At 66.1% G+C, this 20,402-nt stretch carries 22 protein-coding genes, 1 tRNA gene and 1 pseudogene; 11 read left to right on the top strand and 13 right to left on the bottom strand.

From position 1 onward, the window contains the following. Nucleotides 1–3: 3 nt before the first annotated feature. Genes OG921_RS16245 through OG921_RS16235 form a run of 3 tightly spaced genes read right to left on the bottom strand, consistent with a single transcriptional unit; the run spans nt 4 to nt 1,960 of the window. On the bottom strand, nt 4–450 hold the full coding sequence (locus tag OG921_RS16245; RefSeq protein ID WP_266113495.1) for an arsenate reductase ArsC: 447 nt from the start codon (nt 448–450) through the stop codon (nt 4–6). Further along, nucleotides 447–1,550, bottom strand: a complete 1,104-nt coding sequence (gene arsB, locus OG921_RS16240) for an ACR3 family arsenite efflux transporter (protein WP_323182800.1) — start codon at nt 1,548–1,550, stop codon at nt 447–449. The genes OG921_RS16245 and arsB overlap by 4 nt, the downstream gene beginning before the upstream one ends. Then, nucleotides 1,547–1,960 (bottom strand): ArsI/CadI family heavy metal resistance metalloenzyme, encoded by a 414-nt coding sequence (locus tag OG921_RS16235; RefSeq protein WP_266113494.1) that lies wholly within the window; start codon nt 1,958–1,960, stop codon nt 1,547–1,549. The genes arsB and OG921_RS16235 overlap by 4 nt, the downstream gene beginning before the upstream one ends. A 97-nt stretch (nt 1,961–2,057) precedes the next feature. Between OG921_RS16235 and OG921_RS16230 the strand changes: the two genes are divergently transcribed. The 6 genes and pseudogenes from OG921_RS16230 to OG921_RS16205 all read left to right on the top strand — a co-directional run. Then, nucleotides 2,058–2,417, top strand: a complete 360-nt coding sequence (locus OG921_RS16230) for an Rv2640c family ArsR-like transcriptional regulator (protein WP_266113493.1) — start codon at nt 2,058–2,060, stop codon at nt 2,415–2,417. 281 nt (nt 2,418–2,698) lie between these two features. Beyond that, nucleotides 2,699–3,025 (top strand): DUF732 domain-containing protein, encoded by a 327-nt coding sequence (locus OG921_RS16225; protein WP_266113492.1) that lies wholly within the window; start codon nt 2,699–2,701, stop codon nt 3,023–3,025. Between the two features lie 299 nt (nt 3,026–3,324). Then, nucleotides 3,325–3,540, top strand: coding sequence for a hypothetical protein (locus OG921_RS16220; RefSeq protein WP_266113491.1), 216 nt, complete (start codon nt 3,325–3,327; stop codon nt 3,538–3,540). 270 nt (nt 3,541–3,810) lie between these two features. Beyond that, nucleotides 3,811–4,137 (top strand): ester cyclase, encoded by a 327-nt coding sequence (locus OG921_RS16215; protein ID WP_266113613.1) that lies wholly within the window; start codon nt 3,811–3,813, stop codon nt 4,135–4,137. A gap of 435 nt (nt 4,138–4,572) precedes the next feature. Then, entirely contained in the window at nt 4,573–5,220 is a 648-nt protein-coding gene (locus OG921_RS16210) for a YdcF family protein (RefSeq protein ID WP_266113490.1), read from the top strand. Nucleotides 5,221–5,847: 627 nt separating this feature from the next. Continuing rightward, nucleotides 5,848–6,192 (top strand): annotated as a pseudogene (locus OG921_RS16205) (cation acetate symporter); the annotation flags it as partial. A 291-nt stretch (nt 6,193–6,483) separates the two neighbouring features. Here OG921_RS16205 and OG921_RS16200 read toward each other — a convergent pair. From OG921_RS16200 to OG921_RS16190, 3 genes are all read right to left on the bottom strand, one after another. After that, nucleotides 6,484–7,128, bottom strand: coding sequence for a hypothetical protein (locus tag OG921_RS16200; protein ID WP_266113489.1), 645 nt, complete (start codon nt 7,126–7,128; stop codon nt 6,484–6,486). A 196-nt stretch (nt 7,129–7,324) separates the two neighbouring features. Beyond that, the gene (locus tag OG921_RS16195) at nt 7,325–8,344 is read right to left on the bottom strand and encodes a zinc-dependent alcohol dehydrogenase family protein (protein ID WP_266113488.1); all 1,020 of its coding nucleotides are present in this window, start codon (nt 8,342–8,344) and stop codon (nt 7,325–7,327) included. Between the two features lie 14 nt (nt 8,345–8,358). Continuing rightward, the gene (locus OG921_RS16190; protein ID WP_266113487.1) at nt 8,359–9,606 is read right to left on the bottom strand and encodes a multidrug effflux MFS transporter; all 1,248 of its coding nucleotides are present in this window, start codon (nt 9,604–9,606) and stop codon (nt 8,359–8,361) included. 102 nt (nt 9,607–9,708) lie between these two features. Here OG921_RS16190 and OG921_RS16185 point away from each other — a divergent pair, with 102 nt between their 5' ends. From OG921_RS16185 to OG921_RS16175, 3 genes are all read left to right on the top strand, one after another. Continuing rightward, a complete protein-coding gene (locus tag OG921_RS16185; protein ID WP_266113486.1) occupies nt 9,709–10,656 on the top strand; it encodes a helix-turn-helix domain-containing protein in 948 nt (315 codons plus the stop codon). 152 nt (nt 10,657–10,808) lie between these two features. Beyond that, nucleotides 10,809–11,204 carry a cupin domain-containing protein gene (locus OG921_RS16180; protein ID WP_266113485.1) on the top strand — a complete coding sequence of 132 codons (396 nt, stop codon included), beginning with the start codon at nt 10,809–10,811 and terminating at the stop codon, nt 11,202–11,204. 75 nt (nt 11,205–11,279) lie between these two features. Continuing rightward, entirely contained in the window at nt 11,280–11,576 is a 297-nt protein-coding gene (locus tag OG921_RS16175; protein WP_266113484.1) for a zinc-binding dehydrogenase, read from the top strand. Between the two features lie 179 nt (nt 11,577–11,755). On the opposite strand, the gene OG921_RS16170 is transcribed toward OG921_RS16175, so the two are convergent. From OG921_RS16170 to OG921_RS16160, 3 genes are all read right to left on the bottom strand, one after another. Then, nucleotides 11,756–11,828, bottom strand: a tRNA-Ala gene (locus OG921_RS16170). Between the two features lie 81 nt (nt 11,829–11,909). Beyond that, nucleotides 11,910–12,653: a DsbA family protein gene (locus OG921_RS16165; RefSeq protein WP_266113483.1), complete on the bottom strand. Its 744-nt coding sequence runs from the start codon at nt 12,651–12,653 to the stop codon at nt 11,910–11,912. 50 nt (nt 12,654–12,703) lie between these two features. Continuing rightward, nucleotides 12,704–13,204 (bottom strand): MauE/DoxX family redox-associated membrane protein, encoded by a 501-nt coding sequence (locus OG921_RS16160; RefSeq protein WP_266113482.1) that lies wholly within the window; start codon nt 13,202–13,204, stop codon nt 12,704–12,706. 41 nt (nt 13,205–13,245) lie between these two features. Here OG921_RS16160 and OG921_RS16155 point away from each other — a divergent pair, with 41 nt between their 5' ends. After that, the gene (locus tag OG921_RS16155) at nt 13,246–13,989 is read left to right on the top strand and encodes a VIT1/CCC1 transporter family protein (protein ID WP_266113481.1); all 744 of its coding nucleotides are present in this window, start codon (nt 13,246–13,248) and stop codon (nt 13,987–13,989) included. 24 nt (nt 13,990–14,013) lie between these two features. On the opposite strand, the gene OG921_RS16150 is transcribed toward OG921_RS16155, so the two are convergent. The 4 genes from OG921_RS16150 to OG921_RS16135 form a co-directional block, all read right to left on the bottom strand. Next, complete coding sequence (locus OG921_RS16150; RefSeq protein ID WP_266113480.1) at nt 14,014–15,390, bottom strand: HNH endonuclease signature motif containing protein; 1,377 nt, start codon at nt 15,388–15,390, stop codon at nt 14,014–14,016. A gap of 40 nt (nt 15,391–15,430) precedes the next feature. Continuing rightward, a complete protein-coding gene (locus OG921_RS16145) occupies nt 15,431–16,660 on the bottom strand; it encodes an MFS transporter (protein ID WP_266113479.1) in 1,230 nt (409 codons plus the stop codon). Continuing rightward, entirely contained in the window at nt 16,653–18,308 is a 1,656-nt protein-coding gene (pgm, locus tag OG921_RS16140; protein ID WP_266113612.1) for a phosphoglucomutase (alpha-D-glucose-1,6-bisphosphate-dependent), read from the bottom strand. Before pgm ends, OG921_RS16145 begins: the two co-directional genes overlap by 8 nt. Nucleotides 18,309–18,383: 75 nt before the next feature. Beyond that, entirely contained in the window at nt 18,384–19,031 is a 648-nt protein-coding gene (locus tag OG921_RS16135; protein ID WP_266113478.1) for an LON peptidase substrate-binding domain-containing protein, read from the bottom strand. 151 nt (nt 19,032–19,182) lie between these two features. On the opposite strand from OG921_RS16135, the gene OG921_RS16130 reads away from it, so the two are divergent. Next, the gene (locus tag OG921_RS16130) at nt 19,183–20,379 is read left to right on the top strand and encodes a lipase family protein (RefSeq protein WP_266113611.1); all 1,197 of its coding nucleotides are present in this window, start codon (nt 19,183–19,185) and stop codon (nt 20,377–20,379) included. Nucleotides 20,380–20,402: the final 23 nt, after the last annotated feature.

The raw sequence follows: 20,402 nt of genomic DNA, 5'->3' as shown, positions 1-20,402 counted from the left end.
ATCCTAACCACGAGTGTCAGGCTCACGGCTTGCGATTCGACGCACTGGGCCCTGGGCCAGTTCGGTGATCAATGCCTCCACCTTGTCTCTGATCTCGTCACGGATCGCGCGCACCGCATCGACGCCTTGCCCCGCCGGGTCGTCGAGGATCCAGTCGCGGTAGCGCTTGCCGGGGAACACGGGGCAGGTGTCGCCACAGCCCATGGTGATCACCACGTCGGAGGCCTCGACGGAGTTGGTGGTGAGGATTTTCGGTGTCTGCGTGGAGATATCGATGCCGAGTTCGGCCATGACGGTGACCGCAGCCGGGTTGACCTCGCCGGCCGGCGATGAGCCGGCGGATCGAACCTCGATGCGGTCGCCGGCGAGGTGGGCAAGCAATCCGGCGGCCATCTGCGAGCGGCCGGCGTTGTGCACGCAGACGAACAGGACGCTCGGGACGTGCGTCATCGGCGGAAACTCCTTGTCGGGGTGGCGGATTCGGCCGCTTCGCTGGGGAACAGCCGACGGCGAAGCGCGAGGGATACGTAGACCAGGGCCACGAGGACGGGGACCTCGATCAGTGGACCGACGACACCGGCGAGCGCCTGCCCGGAGGTGGCACCGTAGGTGGCGATCGCGACGGCGATGGCGAGTTCGAAGTTGTTGCCCGCGGCGGTGAACGCGAGAGTCGTGGTGCGCGCGTATCCGAGGCGAAGGGTGATGCCGAGCAGGTAGCCGCCGCCCCACATGACCGCGAAGTACGCCAGCAGCGGGATCGCGATCCGGACCACGTCAACCGGGTTCGAGGTGATCTGCTCACCTTGCAGCGCAAAGAGAATCACGATCGTGAACAGCAGCCCGTACAGCGCCCACGGACCGATCCTCGGCAGGAACCTCGACTCGTACCAGTCCCGGCCCTTCGCCTTCTCCCCGTATCGCCGGGTGAGGTAGCCCGCGAGAAGAGGGATGCCGAGGAAGATCAGCACCGATTTGGCGATCTGCCACGGCGAGGTGTCGATCGTGGTCTGCTCGAGGCCGAGCCAGCCCGGCAGCACCGAGAGGTAGAACCAGCCCAGGACGCCGAACATGAGCACCTGGAACACCGAGTTGATCGCCACCAGCACCGCGGCAGCTTCCCGGTCGCCGCAGGCGAGGTCGTTCCAGATGATCACCATCGCGATGCAACGGGCCAGTCCGACGATGATCAGTCCGGTGCGGTATTCGGGCAGGTCGGCCAGAAACAGCCAGGCCAGTGTGAACATCAGCGCTGGACCGACGATCCAGTTCAGGACCAGCGAGCCGATCAGGAGTTTGCGGTCGCCGGTGACAGCGTCGAGACGGTCGTAGCGAACCTTCGCCAGCACCGGATACATCATGATCAGCAGGCCCAGCGCGATCGGCAGGGAGATGCCGTCGATCTCCACGGCGCCGAGCACGTCACCCAGGCCCGGAATCACGCCTCCGAGCAGCAGACCGGCGGCCATTGCGACGCCGATCCATACCGGCAGCAACCGGTCCAGGACGGGGAGTTTCCCGACCACGCCGCGGGGATCGGTGCCGGTGCTCAACAGCACGGTGACGCGGCGAGCGACTCCGGAGAGGTGCCGAAGGTGTCGGCGTCGGCGAGCACGGTGTAGACCTCCCACTGCTCACCGGCCGGACCGGTGACCCAGACTTTGTCCTGGGTGGCGAAACAACATGTCGTGTTGATCTGCTCCTGGGTGAATAACCCGGCGTCGGTGAGCCGGGTGATCTCGGCCTGCACGGTGTCGCTGGACTCGACCTCGACACCGAGATGGTTGATCGAGCCCCCTTTGCTGGGGTTTTCGATCAGCACCAGTTTCAACGGGGGTTCGGCAATCGCGAAGTTCGCATACCCGTCCTTGACCTTGGCCGGTTCGACACCGAATAGCTTGGAATAGAACGTGATCGACGCGTCGAGGTCATCGACGTTGAGCGCGAGCTGCACACGGGACATGACCGGACCTCCACCTGTGAGACATATGTCGAACTATCTGCCGTGGCCCATGATGCCACCTTTTCGATATAAGTCAAAGATCAGCTATGCTGACTTCATGCCGAAGACGCTGCCGGTGGTCGATATGTCTGCGCCCGTTTGCTGCGCCCCGGTCGCGGCGGGTCCGATCGATGACGGCGCCGCGCTGGAAGTGGCGCTGCGGCTCAAGGCGATCGCCGACCCGACGCGGGTGAAGCTGATGTCGATGCTGCTCACCACCCCCGCTGAGGAGTTGACCACTGGCGATCTCGCCACCGCCCTGACCCTGTCGGAGTCCACCGTCAGCCACCACCTGGGCCAGCTGCGCAACGCTGGGCTGCTGACGTCCGAGCGCCGCGGCATGAACGTCTACCACCAGCCCCGCCGCGACGCCCTCAGCGCGCTGTGCGTCGTACTCGACCCGAACTGCTGCACCTGACCGGACGGTGGCAGATCGGAATCGATCGCGCAATACGCCTCGGCCTTCGCCTTGCATGGATGGCGCGGCCGGATCAGCTATGTCGTGCACGCCCGGGGAGCGAGCCTGGCCCCCAGAACCCGCATCCAGGGTGTCGGCAATGAGCCACCCGCAGGGCGGTCTCCGCACCCCCAGGGTGGGTATCCGCGGCCCACGTGACGGGGCAATGTTAGAGCCATACCGAGAAACGGTGTGCAGAACATCCCAACCCCGATCATCGCGACCGAGCAAAGGACCACAACGTGTTCACCACCCGCATTCGCCGCAACACCATCGCCGCCACCTTCGCCCTCACCGTCGCCGGCCTCAGCGCCGGCATCATCGGCGCCGGCACGGCATCGGCAACCCCCGCATCGTTTCTCGACGAGATCAGCATCAACAACGCCGGGTTGCCCGGTAAGACCGCCGACGAGATGGTCGCGGCCGGGTACGCCACGTGCGACCACCTCCGCCACGGAACCTCGGTCCTCGACGAGATGAGCGCGGTCGAACAGACCTACCACTTCAACCAGGGCACCTTGTTCGTCAGCGCAGCGACCACGAACCTGTGCCCCGACTTCGCAGGCTGAGCAGGCGCTCGGCTGTTCCGCTTGCACCCCGTTTCGGCGCATACACGCTGACAGTCCGGCGAATGCACTCTCGACTTCAGTGGCAGCGCGTGGCCTACTGGAGATAGGCCCACCGGGGCCTACGGAGACCGAATGTCCGGCGGGGTCGGCGTCCGGTTTCATCCGGTCGGTCCGGCGACGGCTCGGCCACAACAGCAGTTCACACCCGAAGGCGCGAACTGGGTTGTATGGACGCCCTCCTACGAGGGCACGTTGATATCTAGAAACATCGCACCTTCCGATCTCATCGGAGGGCCGACATGACCCGAAAAGCACGCAAGGGCAAAGTCACGTTCAGCGTGGAGGGAAGCTCCGCATCGTTCCGCTGCACACTGACCACGAAACAGCTCTGGAAGATACTGATCCTCATCTTCTCGGTCGCCGGTACTGCGGCGACGCAGCCCGACATCACAAGCGCCGCGCTGCACGCAGTGCTCGGCATTGCTCACGGGCTGGCGGCTGTACCGGCCGCCTGATCGCGATACGGGCGGTACCCGCACCCCGCGGCGGGTACCGCCTCTGCACGCTTCCGCTCATCCCGACGAACGATTGAGCGAGGACCACCCCGCGAACCGGCCTGGCAGGTCTGAGCCGACGTGCGAGCGGGACGGATTCGGCGGGCCGCATCCGGCACTGGCCGAATGGGTCCAGTGCAAGCCCGAAATCCTCGCCGACGGCTTGGTCGATCACACACCGATTCCGGGGCAGTCGAACGCGGCAGCCGGTGACCATGGGCGGCCGACCAGATCCGAAAAGCATTGCTGGACATGCACTTCGACAAAGACGTCGTGTTTGCCGACGAAGGATACGTGACCAGACGATGGCCGATGACCGCATCCAACACCGGCCCAATCGAGCTGTTCGGTATTCCACCCACCGGCAGGCCGGTCACGATGGGTGGCCAAGAGATCTTCAAGGTCACCGACGGCAAACTCGCTGAGGCCTGGCACTGCGAGGACATCCCGACGATGTTGCAACAGCTGCGGCTCGGCCTACCACCTACGTTCGTCATGAAGGCGTCGGCACGTCGCAGCGCATCGCAATACCGACGCGAGCAGCGACACCGAGACTAGGGGTCGAAGCCGCTGGGCTGACCGCTTCGCTGCAATACGGCAAATTTCGAACCACCCTTGTGTGGTGCGAGCGCGAGCATCCGACTCTCACATCCCGCTACAGGCCACTGCCCCTAGTTGAGTCTTTCTGCAATCCGATGACCTGCGGTTTCCGGGGAGCCAAGGGGACTCGGACCCTGGCCCGAGCTGCCGGAGTGTATGCAGCCAACGTCACCTGTTCCGCGGTGCCTGGCGCGTGTGTCGTCGGGCTTACAGGCGCGGCACTGGCGAGCCATTCGGCAACCCAAACTCGCAATCCGGTAACGAACTGGTCAACTGACTCGATAACGCGGCAAACATCCGGTTCACCGGTGCCAACCCCACCGACTGGAACTACACCATCCACTGCCCGCCCAACAACCCCAAAACCCTCGAGCGCAGAAACCCTGGACACCAATGCCGATGTTCATTCGCAAGTTCTCGACCGCCGCCACCGCCGCCGCCGTCGTCGCCATCACACTGACCGCCGCCGGGGCCGGGGTTGCGCACAGCCAACCGACGGTCGCGCCGACCACGGACTCCGAGGCAGTCCAATCCACGGTCGGTGGCTGCCGATCCACCACCCCGCAACTGATCAGACTGTGCACCGGGCTGCACATAAATTCATCCCAGACGCCGCTGATGCTCACCCTGAATCCGACCGGCACCCATATCGTCGTGCTCGGTGCCGGACTATTACCCGACGGATCGATCCGACCGGTCCTAGAATCGCGACTGCAAGCGGCCCTGCTTCTGGCGCGCACGTACCCGACCGCCCCAATCATCGTTACCGGTGGCGTTCCCCGCTCCGGTGTCACCGAAGCCGCCGCGATGCGACGCTGGCTCGTCGCCAATGGCGTGTCCCCGCAGCGCATCACCGAGGAAGGCGCCTCCCGCTCGACCGTGGAAAACGCCACGTTCACGAGCAAACTCCTGACCGCTCGGCACGCCACCGGCGCCGTGGTCGTCACCAGTCCGGACCATCTCGAGCGGGCGCTCGTCGACTTTCGGACGGCCGTAGACGGCGCCATCCCCGTCGACGGCACCACCGCCGCCGCCGACTGAATCAACACAGCAGACCGGAATCCACCGCCACCAACGTCGTGTTCCAAACGGCCGCTGCGATCAACTCCGCGGTCGTGCGGATCACGCGGGGGAAAGCCGCCATGGCATTCGTCGCCGACACCGACGGCGTATCCGCGCGTCGTTCATATGACGACCATGACTCGCGCGCCGACCCACAGCCGACCTGCAGAAAATGAACTCCCCGAGGACCATTTCGGGCCCGTCACGCGACGCTCTTGGCCCACTATAGGGGCACTGCCCTTAGTTGAATCTTGCCGTACCCCGCTGGCCTGCGGTTTCGGTGGAGCTAAGGGGACCTCGAACCCCTGACCCCCACACTGCCAGAATGTATGCAGCCAATCTCGGCTGTTCCGGGCCTGTTTCGCTGCATACCGATGTGCCCAGCTCAGCGGGCAGATCACGTTTCGCGCCGTCTCACCTGCTTCGCAGCGTTTCGGCGGCATCGGGGACTTTCTTGGGACACTGCACTTTTCCCTCCCCCGGCCGGCGCATAAACCGATTCCACCATTCTCCCGCCACGCGGGCGATAGCAGCGGCGGCGTGCCCGATCGATGCCGCACAACCGTTGTCTCCAGGTGCACAGGCGAACCTTTGAGGGATCGTGGCGAAGCGCTGTGCGCACGCCGCAGTTCGATCGGTCGGAACGTCAGGTCGGAGGGTCTTCGAGAAACCATGGCCACCGGCGACACCACCAATATCACCTACTTCATGGGCGTGGCGTTCATGGTCGCCGGCAGCGCACACCTGCCGAGCCTGCTGCTCAGCCCGAACTGGCGCCGGTTCAACAACACCGGCGCGGTCTGCGGCGTACTGACGGGCCTCATTTCGACCATCGTCACGTTGATGTTCACCGAGGCACTGTGGCTGTGCAGTGGACCAGCACCGCTGACGATCCAACTGCCCGTTGTCATCACAATGCCGTTGGGCCTCGCGGCGTGCATCGTCGGATCACTCCCTTGCTGACCGACGCGCCGCCACCCCCCGCACTGCGCTGAACCGCGACGCTCCTGCGGTGGTTGGTAACGGACACGGTGATGACGGTTCACGCGGCCGGACAAAGTTCGTGGCAATCGGCAGGCGGTTCCTAGCTCCTTCGACGATGACAGCTGCACCGCAGTCGATTTCGTCGACGTTGTCACGAAGGACACGACGGGATCGAGGACTGGACGCGCTACACGCCTTACACGCTCCCAAGACGTTCGGTCAGCTCCCCACATAATCTGCGAGCGCTCGCCGCGCCTGTCATGGTGCGTGCGATTCACGCGCCTTGATTGCCTCCGCCATGACGTCAGGGCCTGCGGTCACCTCGTGTACCGCTCCCAGAGCAGTGCGGATGCCCGCCCGCGTTTTGTCAAGCGTGACAGCCGGGTTGAGGTCGGTGAGCACCGACGCGGTGCGGGGGTCGAATTCCACGTCGAGTGCCGCATTGACGTCGGCCAGCACGGCCCGGATCGGATCCGGGTCGGTGACGACGAGCTCGGCGCCGAAAAGGCAAGCGCCAGAGATGATGCGTTGCGCGGTTCCGGCGAGCTTCACTCGGCCGGCACCATTGATGGACCACCCGCCGGGACAGTACTCGCCGGGAACCGCGCCGATCCGCGCATCGATTCCGAGGCCTCTCAACACACCGACCAGCCTCGCCGTGAGCTCACGGAAACGCGCCTGCGCACCGGTAGACGCGACTCCGGTCCCCGTCTGCAGCAACTTGTCGGGGAGACCGAAGAAATCGCGAACAGCTGTCGAGTCGTCGCCGATGGTGACCTCGACCCTGGTCCGGTCGGAGGTGAACCGCACGACCGTCCCGACAATCGGTTCACCAGCGTCCGCGGTCGCGGCGGAGGCAGCGGCGGCGCTCGTTGCGGTTGTCGATACTTCGCTGCCGCTCATGGTGCCGCACCCGGCGAGTAGCGCGACAAGCACCCTGGTACTGATGCCAATGTGAATCCATCGAGTCATCGGTTCGGTCCGTCGAGTGCGAGCATCGCTTCTCGTACGTGGCCACCCGGAAAGTGCTTCGGGTCGATGGTCATCGGTAACCCTTTGGCGGCGGCTGGGTTTCGCGTGCACCCAGGCGCCGGCCGGGTCAGACGGTGAGCAGGACTTTTGTGGCGCGACGCTCGTCCATGGCCCGGTAACCCGCGGGTGCCTGGTCGAGGGGGATGGTCAGATCGAACACCTTGCCCGGGTCGATCTTTCGATCCCAGATCAACGTGATCAAGTCGGGCAGGAACCGCCGCACCGGTGCCGGACCGCCGTGCAGGTGCACGCCGGAGAAGAACAGCCCGAGCCCGTCGAGGGACACCCCGTGGGAGACACCCACATAGCCGACGTGCCCGCCCGGACGTGTCGCGTTGATGGCCTGCATCATCGACTCCTGAGTGCCGACTGCCTCGATGACACTGTGCGCACCGAGCCCACTGGTGAGCTCCTGGATTTTCGCGACCCCGGCGTCGCCGCGCTCCTCGACTATGTCGGTGGCCCCAAACTCACGGGCGAGGGCTTGCCGGTCGGCATGCCGGCTCATCGCTATGATCCGCTCCGCGCCGAGTTCCTTGGCGGCCAGGATTGCAAGCAGTCCCACCGCGCCGTCGCCGACCACCGCGACGGTCTTTCCGGGGCCGGCTTCGGCTGCGACGGCGGCAAACCAGCCGGTGCCCAGCACGTCGGATGCCGCCAGTAGCGACGGAATCAGATCGGCGTCGGGCTGTCCCGGAGTCGCGACGAGAGTACCGTCTGCCAGCGGGATGCGGGCGTACTCGGACTGGGTGCCGATGGCACCCATCGGATGGGCGTGTACGCACCGCGACTGATACCCGGCCTGGCAGATCTCGCACGTGTTGTCGGAAGCGAAGAACGACCCAACGACGAAGTCGCCGACCTTGACGTTGGTCACCTCGTCGCCGATCTCGGTGACGACGCCGACGTACTCGTGGCCCATCGGGGTGTGGTCGACCTCTTCAGCACCTCGATACGGCCAGAGGTCGGATCCGCAGATGCAGGATGCCGCGACACGGATGATCGCGTCGGTGGGCTCGACGATTGCCGGATTCTCCCGTTCCTCGACCCGGACATCGCCGGGGGCGTACATGACGACTCCACGCATGGTGGTGTTCTCCTTTACTGATTGACTTTCACAGGAATCGGTGGCACGGCTTGGGTCGGCGTCGTGGTTGCCGAGCGGTCGACGAGGACCAGGGCCGTGGCACCGGCGAGCAGGACTGCGATGGTCGTCACCGCGCCGAGGGGAAGGATGCTGGTGGCGCCGGCCACCCCGACGAGCGGCGCCGCGATAGCACCCAAACCGAACCGCACCATTCCCATCAAGGACGAGGCGGTTCCGGCCAACTGTGGATACCCGGAGAGCGCGAGTGTGGTGGCGGGAGGCGAAGACACTGCGACGCCACCGACGAGGGCGAAAAACGAGACGATCACCACCCACAGGGGCGCCCCCGCCCATCCGCAGGTGAGCAGGCTTACGGCGCCGACGCCGGCGAAGACGACGCCGACGGCCAGTGTGCCGGGAACACTCCACGATTCCGAGGCACGTCCGGCGAGGTAGCCGAAGGTCATGAACCCAGCCGAATTGAGTCCGAATGCGAGCGCGTATTGCTGCGCGGACAGCCCGTAGATGTCTTGGAACACAAACGTCGCCCCGGACAGGTAGGCGAACAGCGCCGCGTACAGAAAACCCTGAGTGAGGATCGCGCCGACGAAGACCCGATCCGCGAGCAACGAGCCGAAGTCCCGCACGGCGTAGGCGAATCCGCCACGAGTACGTTGGCCAAGCGGAAGCGTCTCGCGAAACACAACGCACGTGGTGACAAGGATGCCCGCGCCGATCGCGGCCAGAAAGGCGAACAGGCCGCGCCAGTCGGTGATGGTGTTGAGAAGACCGCCGAGCAGTGGTCCGACGATGGCGGCAAACCCGCCAACCACGGTCAGCCGCCCGTAGAAGCGGATCAGTGCGCCCCCGGAGTAGATGTCACGGCCTGCAGCTTGAGCGATGACGATCCCCACTCCACCAGCGATGCCCTGCACGAGCCGCGCGAGCACCAGCAGCTCGACGGTCGGACTGACCGCGCACAGCGCCGACGTGACGATGTAGGCAACGGTGCCGGCAAGGAGAACACCGCGCCGCCCGAACCGATCCGAGACCGGTCCCGCAACAAGTTGCCCGGCAGCCAGGCCGACGAGGCAGGCGGTGACCGTCAGTTGCGCGACCGACGTCACCGCGCCCAGATCGACACTCAGCGCGGGCAGAGCGGGCAGGTACAGGTCCATCGAAATCGGGCCGAACACCGTCAACACCAGCAGCAGGGTCGGAAGCGAGCGGCTCACGTTTGCCGGAGATGTCGGTGGAGTCATGGACACAAGCCTGTCCCGGCGTTCGCGGGCGCGGGAGTCCCTGACAAGGGGTGTACCACTAGGGCACCCCTCACCCCGCGCGTTCGTCCTAACCTCGTGGGTGTGGACAACCGAGCCGAGGTACGCGAGTTCTTGATGACTCGCCGCGCCCGGATCACCCCCGACACGGCCGGGATCACCGCAGGCGCCAACCGGCGCGTGGCCGGACTACGACGCAGCGAGGTCGCCGCGCTCGCCGGCGTCAGCGTCGAGTACTACGCCAAACTCGAACGCGGCGCGATCGCCGGCGCATCCGCATCGGTGCTCGATGCCATCGCCCGGGCGCTGCAACTCGACGACACCGAGCAGGCACATCTGCTCGACCTTGCGCGTGCCGCCGACGGTATCCCCGCGAGCGGCCGCGCCCGGCGCCGCGCAACCAAGCCGGCAACACCTCGGCCCAGCTTGCAATGGGCACTCGCGTCGATCACCGATGCCATCGCCTTCGTGCGCGATCAACGCCAAAACCTCCTCGCCACAAACGATCTCGGACGCGCTTTCTACTCACCCGTCATCGGCGACGGCGGCCGGATCCCCAATCTGGCCCGCTTTCAGTTCCTGGACCCCGCCGCGCGTGACTTCTACCCGGACTGGGAGCGATTCGCGGAGATGTGCGTGGCCATCATGCGCGCCGAAGCCGGCCGCGACCCGCACGACAAGGCCCTCCAAGACCTCGTCGGCGAACTATCCACCTGCAGCGAGACCTTCCGTACCCTGTGGGCCGCACACAACGTCCGCACCCACGGCGCCGGCACGAAACGATTCCACCACCCGATCGTCGGTGAACTCGTACTGTCCTACGAGGAACTCGCGCTCACCGCCGAACCCGGCCACGTGATGCTGATATACGCCGCTGAACCCGGCTCCCCGTCGGCCGAACGACTTCGACTGCTCGCATCATGGACCGCACAGCACCCCACCCTGGACATCGTCGCCTCCGGGACCCAATCGGGGGAACCGGGGCGTTCTGCGGATCACCTACCCAACGCGACACAAACAAAAGAGCCCTGACCGCAACGATGGCGGCATCGCCGAACGCTAGCGACGACACCGAAAGCCGATCAACCTGCCAATCCCTGGTTGCTGGCTGATCTCGACGTATTCGTTTGTATCACAACATCTTTGACATCCCAGCGCGCCACAGAGAAAAGTTGGTAAAGGAAATGAAGGTCACGAAAACCGACCGTCGAACCGTCACCGGACCCCCGGAGTGGTTCACCGGCGCCGTCTACATCGACGGCCTCCGCGATCCCGATGATCAGTCTGCGGTTGGGTGCGCACACGTCCGCTTCACACCCGGTGCCCGCACCGCCTGGCACACCCACCCCAAGGGCCAAACGTTGTACGTGACCGACGGGGTCGGTCTCGTGGCCCGGCGCGGCGGCGAAGTCCAGGAGATCCGGCCAGGCGACGTCGTCTACATCGAACCGGGCGAAGAGCACTGGCATGGTGCGACACCCGACCGATTCATGGCACACGTCGCTATTCAGGAAGCCGACAACGAGGGCCGCGTCGTTACCTGGCTCGAACACGTAGCCGAGGACGAATACCGGTCATGACCTTTCGGGATCGGCACCCTCGTCGAGATATTGCTACGCAATTCAATCCGCAGGCAAACGGCTCGTCGAGAATCGGTGCCCAGCGCGCCGCCGAAAATATCCCCGGACTCGATCAGCGGGGAGGGATGGGGGGTCGTCATCGAGGCCACCGGGTCGCTCGGCGGGTTCGAGGACGGACTGAAGGCCGTCCGCGAGGCGGGGCGGTTCCACGTCTTCGGTGTCTCGAGCCCCGATGCCACTGCTGAAGTCTCCCCCTACGAAATCTTCGCCAAGGAACCTACCGTGACCGGATCACAATCCCTGCAAAGCAGCAAGACACAGATCGCTCCCGCTCCGTCGAAACGCCTCGAAGGTAGTCACGGCGACGAGTAATCACGTTGGCCCAGACCCCCACATTTCGGTGTTGGTTGCCGTGCACCGGTCGACGCCCGACCTGCAGAAATGGGATGCCCTGCGCCGGATTTCGGAGCGATTATCCGACCCGCTTGGGACACTATAGGGACGTCGCCCTTAGTTGAATCTTGCCGTAACCCGCTGACCTGCGGTTTCGGTGGAGCTAAGGGGACTCGAACCCCTGACCCCCACACTGCCAGTGTGGTGCGCTACCAGCTGCGCCATAGCCCCTAACTTCGCTTCCGGGTGGCCCCGGCTGCTCGAACGAAGTTACACCATCGCCGGTGACGCCAACAAATCGCGGCCCGTCGCCTACTGGATGAGGGCGGCGACCCAGCCGGGATCATTCGTTTCGACGGCGTCCGTGCCGTCGAAGACCGCGGGGGTGCCGTTGGCACCGAGATCGTTCATCGCCTGCTGGCCCGCGGTCGCGGCTTCCGCGGCGGACTGCACGTTCGTGCCGTCCTTGATGCACTGTTGCGCGTCGTCGTTCGCTCCCGCGTCCTTTGCCATGGTGGCCAGGTCGTCGTTGGAGTGGTCGGACGAGCCGTTTTCCTTCGGCTGACCCTCGGGCGAGAACAGTGCGGCGTGGAACGCCGAGTAGGCCGGGCCGTCACCCGTCTGCGCCACGCACTGGCTCGCGGCCACTGCGCGGGTGGAGTAGTCACCCGATGCCGACAGCCGGTTCAGGAAGTTCAGCAGGTGATACCGCACCGCGAGCTTGCCGTCGTCGATCGCCTGCGCGACTTCCTGACCGTGTGTTTCCTCGAGCTGCGCACAGTAGGGACACATCGGGTCCTCGAACAGGTCGATCGTCTTCGCCGCACCGGGCAGGCCGAGCAGGACCGCGCCGCTGTCCTCGAGCGTGGCGGTGACGTCGGAGTTCTGCACGCTGCCGTACCCCTCGTTGCGCGTCTCGGTGCGATTGCTCTGCCAGATCACGCCGCCGATGACGATCACTGCAACCACCACGATTGCGAGCCCACCGAGCAGGTAGGTCGAACGATCCGACTTCGGTTGCGGCAGGTTCTTGGATCGGGTCGGCTTCTGGCTCAACTCGGGTGTCCTCACTGTCTTCTAGTGGTCGTGGGTGATGCTCTCGAGCGCTACTGTGCCAGCGTTTCCTGAGACGTCTGCTCAGGTTCGACGTCGAACGGACGCGAGCCCGGCCCCAACGCGAACGGACTGCGCGGAAACACCATCAGCCACGCCGCCAAACATAGGAACCCGACGTCGCGCAGGATCTCGCGCAGGTAGTCCCAGGCGGTTACCCCCGCAGCCGGGCCACCGCCGCCGAAGCATCCGCAGTCGATCGACAGGCCCCGTGCCCAGGCGGAGGCAACCGCAGCGATCAGCACGACAAGCAACGCCGCCGATGCTGCGGAGACCACGCGCACGCCGAGCCCGAGCAGCAAGAACAGCCCGAGGCCGATCTCGACGAACGGCAGGGTGTTCGCGACCGGGCGAACGAGGTCGTCGGAGAGCAGTTGGTAAGCGCCGACCGCGACCGTGGTTTGCGTCGGATCCGATGCCTTCAGCCATCCGGACACCAGCCAGATCCCGGCAAGGCCGAGCCGGGCGGCCAGGCTGACCCATCGAATCCACACAGCATTCGAGCCTACCGATCGCACAGCGTAGTTTTACCGATGTGAACGAACCGTCGGCTGCCCCGCAGCGGGACGACGACCGACTCCCCCACGAGTACGACCACCGCCATTCCGATGTTTCGGGCGGCTGGCTGCGCGCGGCGACATTCGGCGCAATGGACGGTCTGGTAAGCAATACCTCGCTGATCGCGGGGGTCGGCGCGGCCAGCGTCGACGCGCACACCGTCGTCCTCACCGGCGTCGCCGGGCTGGTCGCCGGCGCGTTCTCGATGGCACTCGGCGAGTACACCTCTGTCACGACGCAGAACGAGCAATTCGCCGCGGAGGTGAACGTGGAGCGTGGCGCGCTGCAGCGCCACCCGGAGGCCGAGCTCAATGAACTCACCGCCCAATTCGTTTCGATGGGGATGACACCCGAGACTGCTGCCCGCGCGGCGGCCGAGGTCAGTACCGATACGGAGCGGGCGCTGGACGTGCACGTCACCCAGGAACTCGGTATCGACCCCGACGCGGAGCCCTCGCCCTACGTCGCGGCCATCTCGTCATTCGCGTTGTTTTCCGTCGGCGCCCTCATCCCGCTCATCCCCTACCTGCTCGGCTTCTCCTCGCTGACCGCGGGCCTGCTCACCGGATGCGCCGGGCTGCTCCTGGTGGGCGCCCTCACCGCGCGCTTCACCGCGCGATCGGCGTGGCGGGCTGCGATCCGGCAGCTCATCCTCGGCGCCATCGCGATCGGCGCGACCTATGCGGTCGGCTCCGCGATCGGAGTCGGGATCGGGGGGTAGCAGATGAATTGGGCGCCAGGCGCGTCAGGGCGGGTCGGTGTCGCCGCCGACCAGGATCTCGCTCGAGTGATGGAACCTGTTGATACGAGGGCGTTGTCGGGGATCGACGTGGAACGGCGGGGTCCACACAGTCCGGCTGCCCCGCCTCGTGCGAGTGTGCCACTGATCGCCTGCTGAACCGACGAGTTTGTGGTGTTCGGGGCAGGCGAAGGTCAGGTTGTCGATATCGGTCGCTCCGCCATCCGACCATTCACGGATGTGGTGGGCCTCGGTCAGGTATCCCGGAACGGTGCAGCCCGGGTGCGAGCAGCCGATGTCGCGGGCGTGCAGCACAATTCGCTGATCCGGGCTCGCGATCCGCTTGGCACGGCCCAGGTAGAGCGGGCGGTTGTCGATGTCGTCGAACACCGCGAGGTAGTGGTTCGCGTGGCCGGCCATCCGGATCAGGTCGCGGATCGGCAGCAGCGATCCGCCCGCGGTGGTGGCGGAGCCGGCCAGATCGGCGAGCTCACGCACCGTCGTGGACGCGATCACCGTGACCGGGAGTCCGCGGTGTTGCCCCAACTCGCCGGAGGCGAGCAGTCCGCGACACATCGCCTGCACCGCGTCATGCTGCCGCTGCCCGATCGAGCGGGCATCGCGGCGAGCAGCCTCCGCATCGGGTTCACCATCGACAGTGGGTGTTTCGTCGTCGGGGTTGCACATCCCGGGCGCGGCAAGCTTGGCGAAGATCGGTTCCAGATACGCCCGCAACTCCGGATCGATCAGTCCGTCGATGCGGCTCATCAGATCCGGACCTTGCTTACCGAGCCAGATCCCCCGCTTTCGGGCGCGATCGTCATCGGAGAACTCCCCATCCGGATTCAAGTACACCGCAAGCCGGTCCGCGATCTTCTTCAATTCATCCGGGCGCATCGTGGCCGCGAACCCCGCGAGCTGCGCCTCGGCCTGCTCCCGCGTCCCCACATCCACCGCCGCCGGGAGGTGCTGCAAAAACGACCGGATCACCTGCACATGCGGATCCCCAAGCACACCCTCGCGCACCCCGGCGGCCGTAGCGGGAAGTTCGGGTTCGAGCGGTTCACCAGTGAACGACGATCGAGTCGCCAGCTGGTCGGCTGTGGCGAACCGTTTCTTGGCCTCACTCCGATTGATCCGCAACGCATCCGCGACAACCTGATGCGTGTGCTCGCAGCCGAACTCGTCCGGGATCCGCTGCTCCGCGAACAGGGACAACAACTCGTGAGCGATACCCGCTTGCTTGCGAGCAACGGCCTCCAGCTCTCGCAGCATGTCGAGCCGCTCCTGATTCGACATGCCGCCGAAGTCCAGGCCCGAGGCAGCGGACACCGCAGCACGAAGCGCCGCCAGCACTCCCACAGCTTCCGCCTTCGAACTCATATTCGAAAGTCTATCTATGGCCACCGACATAAGTCGCTCGTCAGCCGTCCGCCTGCTCCCCTATCGACCGAACGAGCGTGTCGTCCACAACCAACCAGGCCACCATCGCGATGAGCAGCACGGAACCCGTGACGGCGAACCCGACTTCGTAGGAGAAGTGTTGCGCGAGAATGCCGGCGCAAACCGGACCGATCACCGTGCCGACGTCGGTGGCCATCTGAAAGGCGGCGAGCACGGGCCCGCCACGGGCATGCCCGATGATGTCCGCCACGGCGGCCTGCTGGGCGGGGTTGATCAGTCCCGATCCGAGGCCGGCGATCAGACACATCCCCAGAAACGCGGGCAGCGTGTCGGCCAACCCGAGCACGGCCGTGGTGACACCCGAGATCGCCGTGCCCGCAACGACGAACGCCCGCCGACCGTAGCGGTCCGAGTACCGCCCGGCAGCGAACAACACGAGCGCATTGCCAGCGGCGAACGCCGTCAGCGCGATCCCGCTCACCGCTGCGTCCCGGTCGAGCACCTCGACCACGAACAGCGGCACGATCGCCATCCGCACGCCGAACAGCGCCCAGCCGTTGGCAAGACTCGACACGAGCGCGGCGCGGTACGCGGGCACCGCCAGGCCCTGTCGGAACGTCATCGTCTCGACGTCGGTGTTCGAATCCGGCGCTGCGATCGCGGAATTCCGCAAACTGAAGTACACGACGGCCGCGGCGATCAGCAACGCGACCGCATAGATCGCGAACGGTGCCCGCAAACCCAACCCGGTCAGCGCGCCACCGACCAGTGGGCCGCTGACCGTGCCCATCAGGAAGCTCGTCGCGTACAGGCCTGCCACCCGCCCGCGACGCTTCGGCGGCGACAACCGGATCACTAGCCCGAGCGACGACACGGTGAACATCGTCGAACCGATACCGCCGAGCGACCGGAACGCGAGCAACTGCCAATAGCCCTGCGCGAACGCGCAGAGACCGGTCGACAGCGCGACGACGATCAGACCGATCAGGTAGACCGGCCGCTCACCCATCCGCTGCACCAGCCGTCCGGACAGCGGCGCGAAGCACAGCCGCATCAGGGCGAACGCGCTGATCACCGCGGAGGCGGCGGTGACGCCCACATCGAAGCTACGGGCGAACTGCGGCAAAGCCGGTGCCACGATGCCGAATCCGAGCGCGATGACGAAACTGGCCGTCACCAACACCCAGATCTCGGGCGGTAGCTCGGGCCGATCCTGCGTCGTGTCGGCCGGCGCGGCCCGCTCAGCCACCGGTCGCGCTGCTCCCGCTTCCAAGCGTTTCGCTCACCAGTTCCCGTGCCGCGGACTGTACTTCGGCGAGATGCTCCGCACCCTTGAACGATTCGGCGTAGATCTTGTACACGTCCTCGGTGCCGGATGGTCGCGCGGCGAACCAGGCATTCTCGGTGGTGACCTTCAGCCCACCCAGCGCGGCGCCATTGCCGGGCGCCGTGGTGAGCATGCCGGTGATCGGTTCGCCCGCAAGCGAAGTCGCACGCACCTGATCGGGCGACAGCTTGGCCAACTCCGCCTTCTGCTCCCTGCTCGCCGGCGCGTCGATCCGGGCGTACGCCGGACTGCCGTATCGCTGCTCGAATTCGGCGTACCGCTGTGACGGCGTCTGGCCGGTGACCGCGATAATCTCCGAGGCCAGCAGGGCGAGGATGATGCCGTCCTTGTCCGTGGTCCATACGGTGCCGTCGTGACGCAAGAACGAGGCACCCGCGCTCTCCTCGCCACCGAAGACCAGGCCGGCGTCGACGAGTCCGGGCACGAACCACTTGAACCCGACCGGCACCTCGTACAGGTCGCGTCCCAGGCTGGCGACCACGCGATCGATCATCGACGAGCTGACCAGCGTCTTGCCGACCTTGCCCGCCGCAGGCCAACCCGAACGGTTCGAGACCAGATAGTCGATTGCCACCGCGAGATAGTGGTTCGGGTTCAACAGTCCACCGTCCGGGGTGACGATGCCGTGCCGGTCCGAGTCCGCGTCGTTGCCGGTGGCCACGTCGTAACGATCACGCGAGGCGATCAGCGAAGCCATCGCGTTCGGGGACGAGCAGTCCATCCGGATCTTGCCGTCGGTATCGAGGGTCATGAACCGGAAGGTGCCGTCCACCAACGGATTCACCACCTCGAGCGACAAGCCGTAGCGCTCACCGATCGCACCCCAGTAGTCGACGCTCGCGCCGCCGAGCGGGTCGGCGCCGATACGCACACCGGCGGACTTGATCGCATCCATATTCACCACGTTGGGCAGATCGCCGACGTAGTGCTCGAGGTAGTCGTAGCGCTCGGCAACGGCGAGCGCCTTGTCCAGCGAGGTGCGTCGAACGCCGTCGAGTCCGTTGCGCAGCAACTCGTTTGCCCGCGCCGCGATCGTGCCGGTGGCATCACCGCCGGCCGGACCGCCGTCGGGTGGGTTGTACTTGAAACCACCGTCGCGTGGCGGGTTGTGCGACGGGGTGACGACGATGCCGTCGGCCTGCGCCGCCGCACCGGATCGGTTGTGCCGCAAGATCGCATGGCTCACTCCGGGGGTCGGGGTGAAGCGGTCGCGTGCGTCGATCGCGACGAGGACGTCGTTGGCGGCGAGCACCTCGAGGGCGGTCACCCACGCCGGCTCGGAAAGCGCATGCGTGTCCCGGCCGATGAACAGCGGACCGGTGATGCCCTCACCGGCGCGGTACTCGACGATCGCCTGGGTGGTCGCGAGAATATGCGCCTCGTTGAACGCCCGATTGAGGCTGGAGCCGCGGTGTCCGGACGTACCGAAAACCACCATCTGCTCCGGAACCGACGGATCCGGGGTCAGGCTGTAATAGGCCGTCACCAGGTGGGCGAGGTCTTCCAGGTCTTCCGGCCCAGCAAGCTGGCCGGCCCGTTCGTGAGCCACGTCGGTCTCCTCTTCGAGCAAATCTCCGGCGGAGATCCCCGCCGACTTCATTCGATCACGATCGCGGCGTGCTGGTCAGGGCAAATCGGGGTCCATCATCCGGAACTTCACGGCCGCCGTGAGGTCATCGAGCGCGGTGGCCAAAACGGCGAACCCGGCCTGCGCATCGGGTGCAGCCAGCAGGGCATACCGGTCGGCCTGACCGAGCGGAAGTCGCGCGGCCAGCGCGAAGCAACGCCGCATCGGGTCGGTGGGCAGGTCTGCGAGTGGATCGCCGGGCGGCGGTCCACCGGATCGCTGGGCCAACTCGGCCGCCAACTGCGCCAGTCCCGTCACCCGACCATTGACGAGGGCGTCGGCATCTTCGTCGATATCGCTGCCGGCGTCATCGGGCCAACTCTCGACTTCGGCCCGGGGGTACGGGTCGTCGGGCAGCCATTCCTGCACCCGAAAGCGTTCGGTCCCGACGCACTCGAGCCGCTGCCGGCCGCCGGGCAGGTCGTAGGCGGAGATGATCCGGGCGAGCACGCCCACGTCGGTGCGCTGGTCGCCCCCGCCCACCTCATGACCGTGCGAAATCAGCACAACACCGAACTCCGGTTGCGGACTCCGGTTCAGGCATTCGTCGACCAGCGCGAGGTAGCGGGGTTCGAAGATTTGCAGCGGCAGTCGCTCGCCGGGCAGGAGCGCAACCCCGAGCGGAAACATCGGAATGACGGCCATCCATCCAGCATGCCGTGCCGAATAGCCCGATGGACGACCGAATCCTCGGCCTGGGTCGTACTCCCGATTGAAAGGTGATCCGACCGGGCACAAAGAGGGGGACAATATGACGGAGGTCACACCGATGACGGTTCGGAAGCGGCACGGACCCATGCACGACACGCGTAGACGAGCTTTGGCGACCCTCGCCACCGTGCTATTTCCGCTGTTCGCCGCCCTCCCAACGGCAGGCACCGCCGTCGCGGTGCCGATCTACCCGGCGCCCGACACAGACGCCTTCTACGCCCAGACTCCGGATATGGCCGCGCACGCGAACGGGGACGTCCTCGCCTCGCGTCAGGTGCCCGCGCCCGGGTTCCCGGGATCCACGGCCTGGCAGCTGAAGTACCGCTCCACCAACTCCGCCGGCGCCCCGATCGCCGCCGTGACCACGCTGCTGGTCCCCGCGGTCGGGGGCCCGAACCGGCCGCTGGTGTCGTATCAGCCGTTCATCAACTCGCTCGGCCTGCAATGCGCTCCATCGCACAGCCTGTTCAACGGAACCCTGCAGGAAGCGCCGGCGCTCAACGCGCTGCTCGCCCGCGGCTGGGCGGTGGCCGTTCCCGATCACCTCGGCCCGCAGAGTTCCTACGGTGCCGCCGCGCTCGGTGGCCGGCTGGTGCTCGACGGGATTCGCGCGGTGCAACGGTTCCCCGCAGCCGCGCTCGGCAATAGTCCGGTCGGCATGGCGGGTTACTCGGGCGGTGGCATGGCGACCGGTTGGGCCGCTGCACTCGCGCCGAGCTATGCGCCGGAGCTGCGGATCGTCGGCGCGGCGCAGGGTGGGGTTCCGGTGAACATCGGTCAGCTCGCGCTCGACCTGGGCAATACCAGTTCGCCGCTGTTCGGGCTCGGGTTCGCGGCAGCGTTGGGCATAGAACGCGAATATCCGCAGACGGCCAACATCAGCGACCGGCTCAAGCCCGAGGGTGTGCAGTTGCGCGGCCAGATCGCCAACGCGTGCACCGATCAGATCGTGGCGGCCGGAGCCAACAAGAGCTACTCCGACGTCGCGAACGGTCCGCTGCAGGCCGACCCGGCGGGAGAGGCCGTGCTGAACGAGAACAGCCTGCAGCTCTACCCGGGCGTACCGCGCACGCCGATCTACGAGTGGCACGGCGCCAACGATCCGGTTCGCCTCGATCTGGTCCGGCAGACCACGGGCCGCTATTGCGCAGCGGGCACACCGGTGCAGCTCGATGTCATTCCCGGCGCGGACCACGGCGGTGCGATCGTGCCGGGCGCGATTCGGGCCGTGAGCTATCTCGGCGATCGGTTCGCGGGTCTGCCGGCCCCGAGCAACTGCTGACACATCGCACATCGAAGGGAGGT

The organism is Aldersonia sp. NBC_00410, from assembly GCF_026342035.1.
In the GTDB taxonomy this organism is placed as follows: Bacteria; Actinomycetota; Actinomycetes; order Mycobacteriales; family Mycobacteriaceae; genus Aldersonia.
The sequence above is the reverse complement of the archived record's forward strand: the minus strand, read 5'-3'. Positions and strand labels throughout refer to the sequence as shown.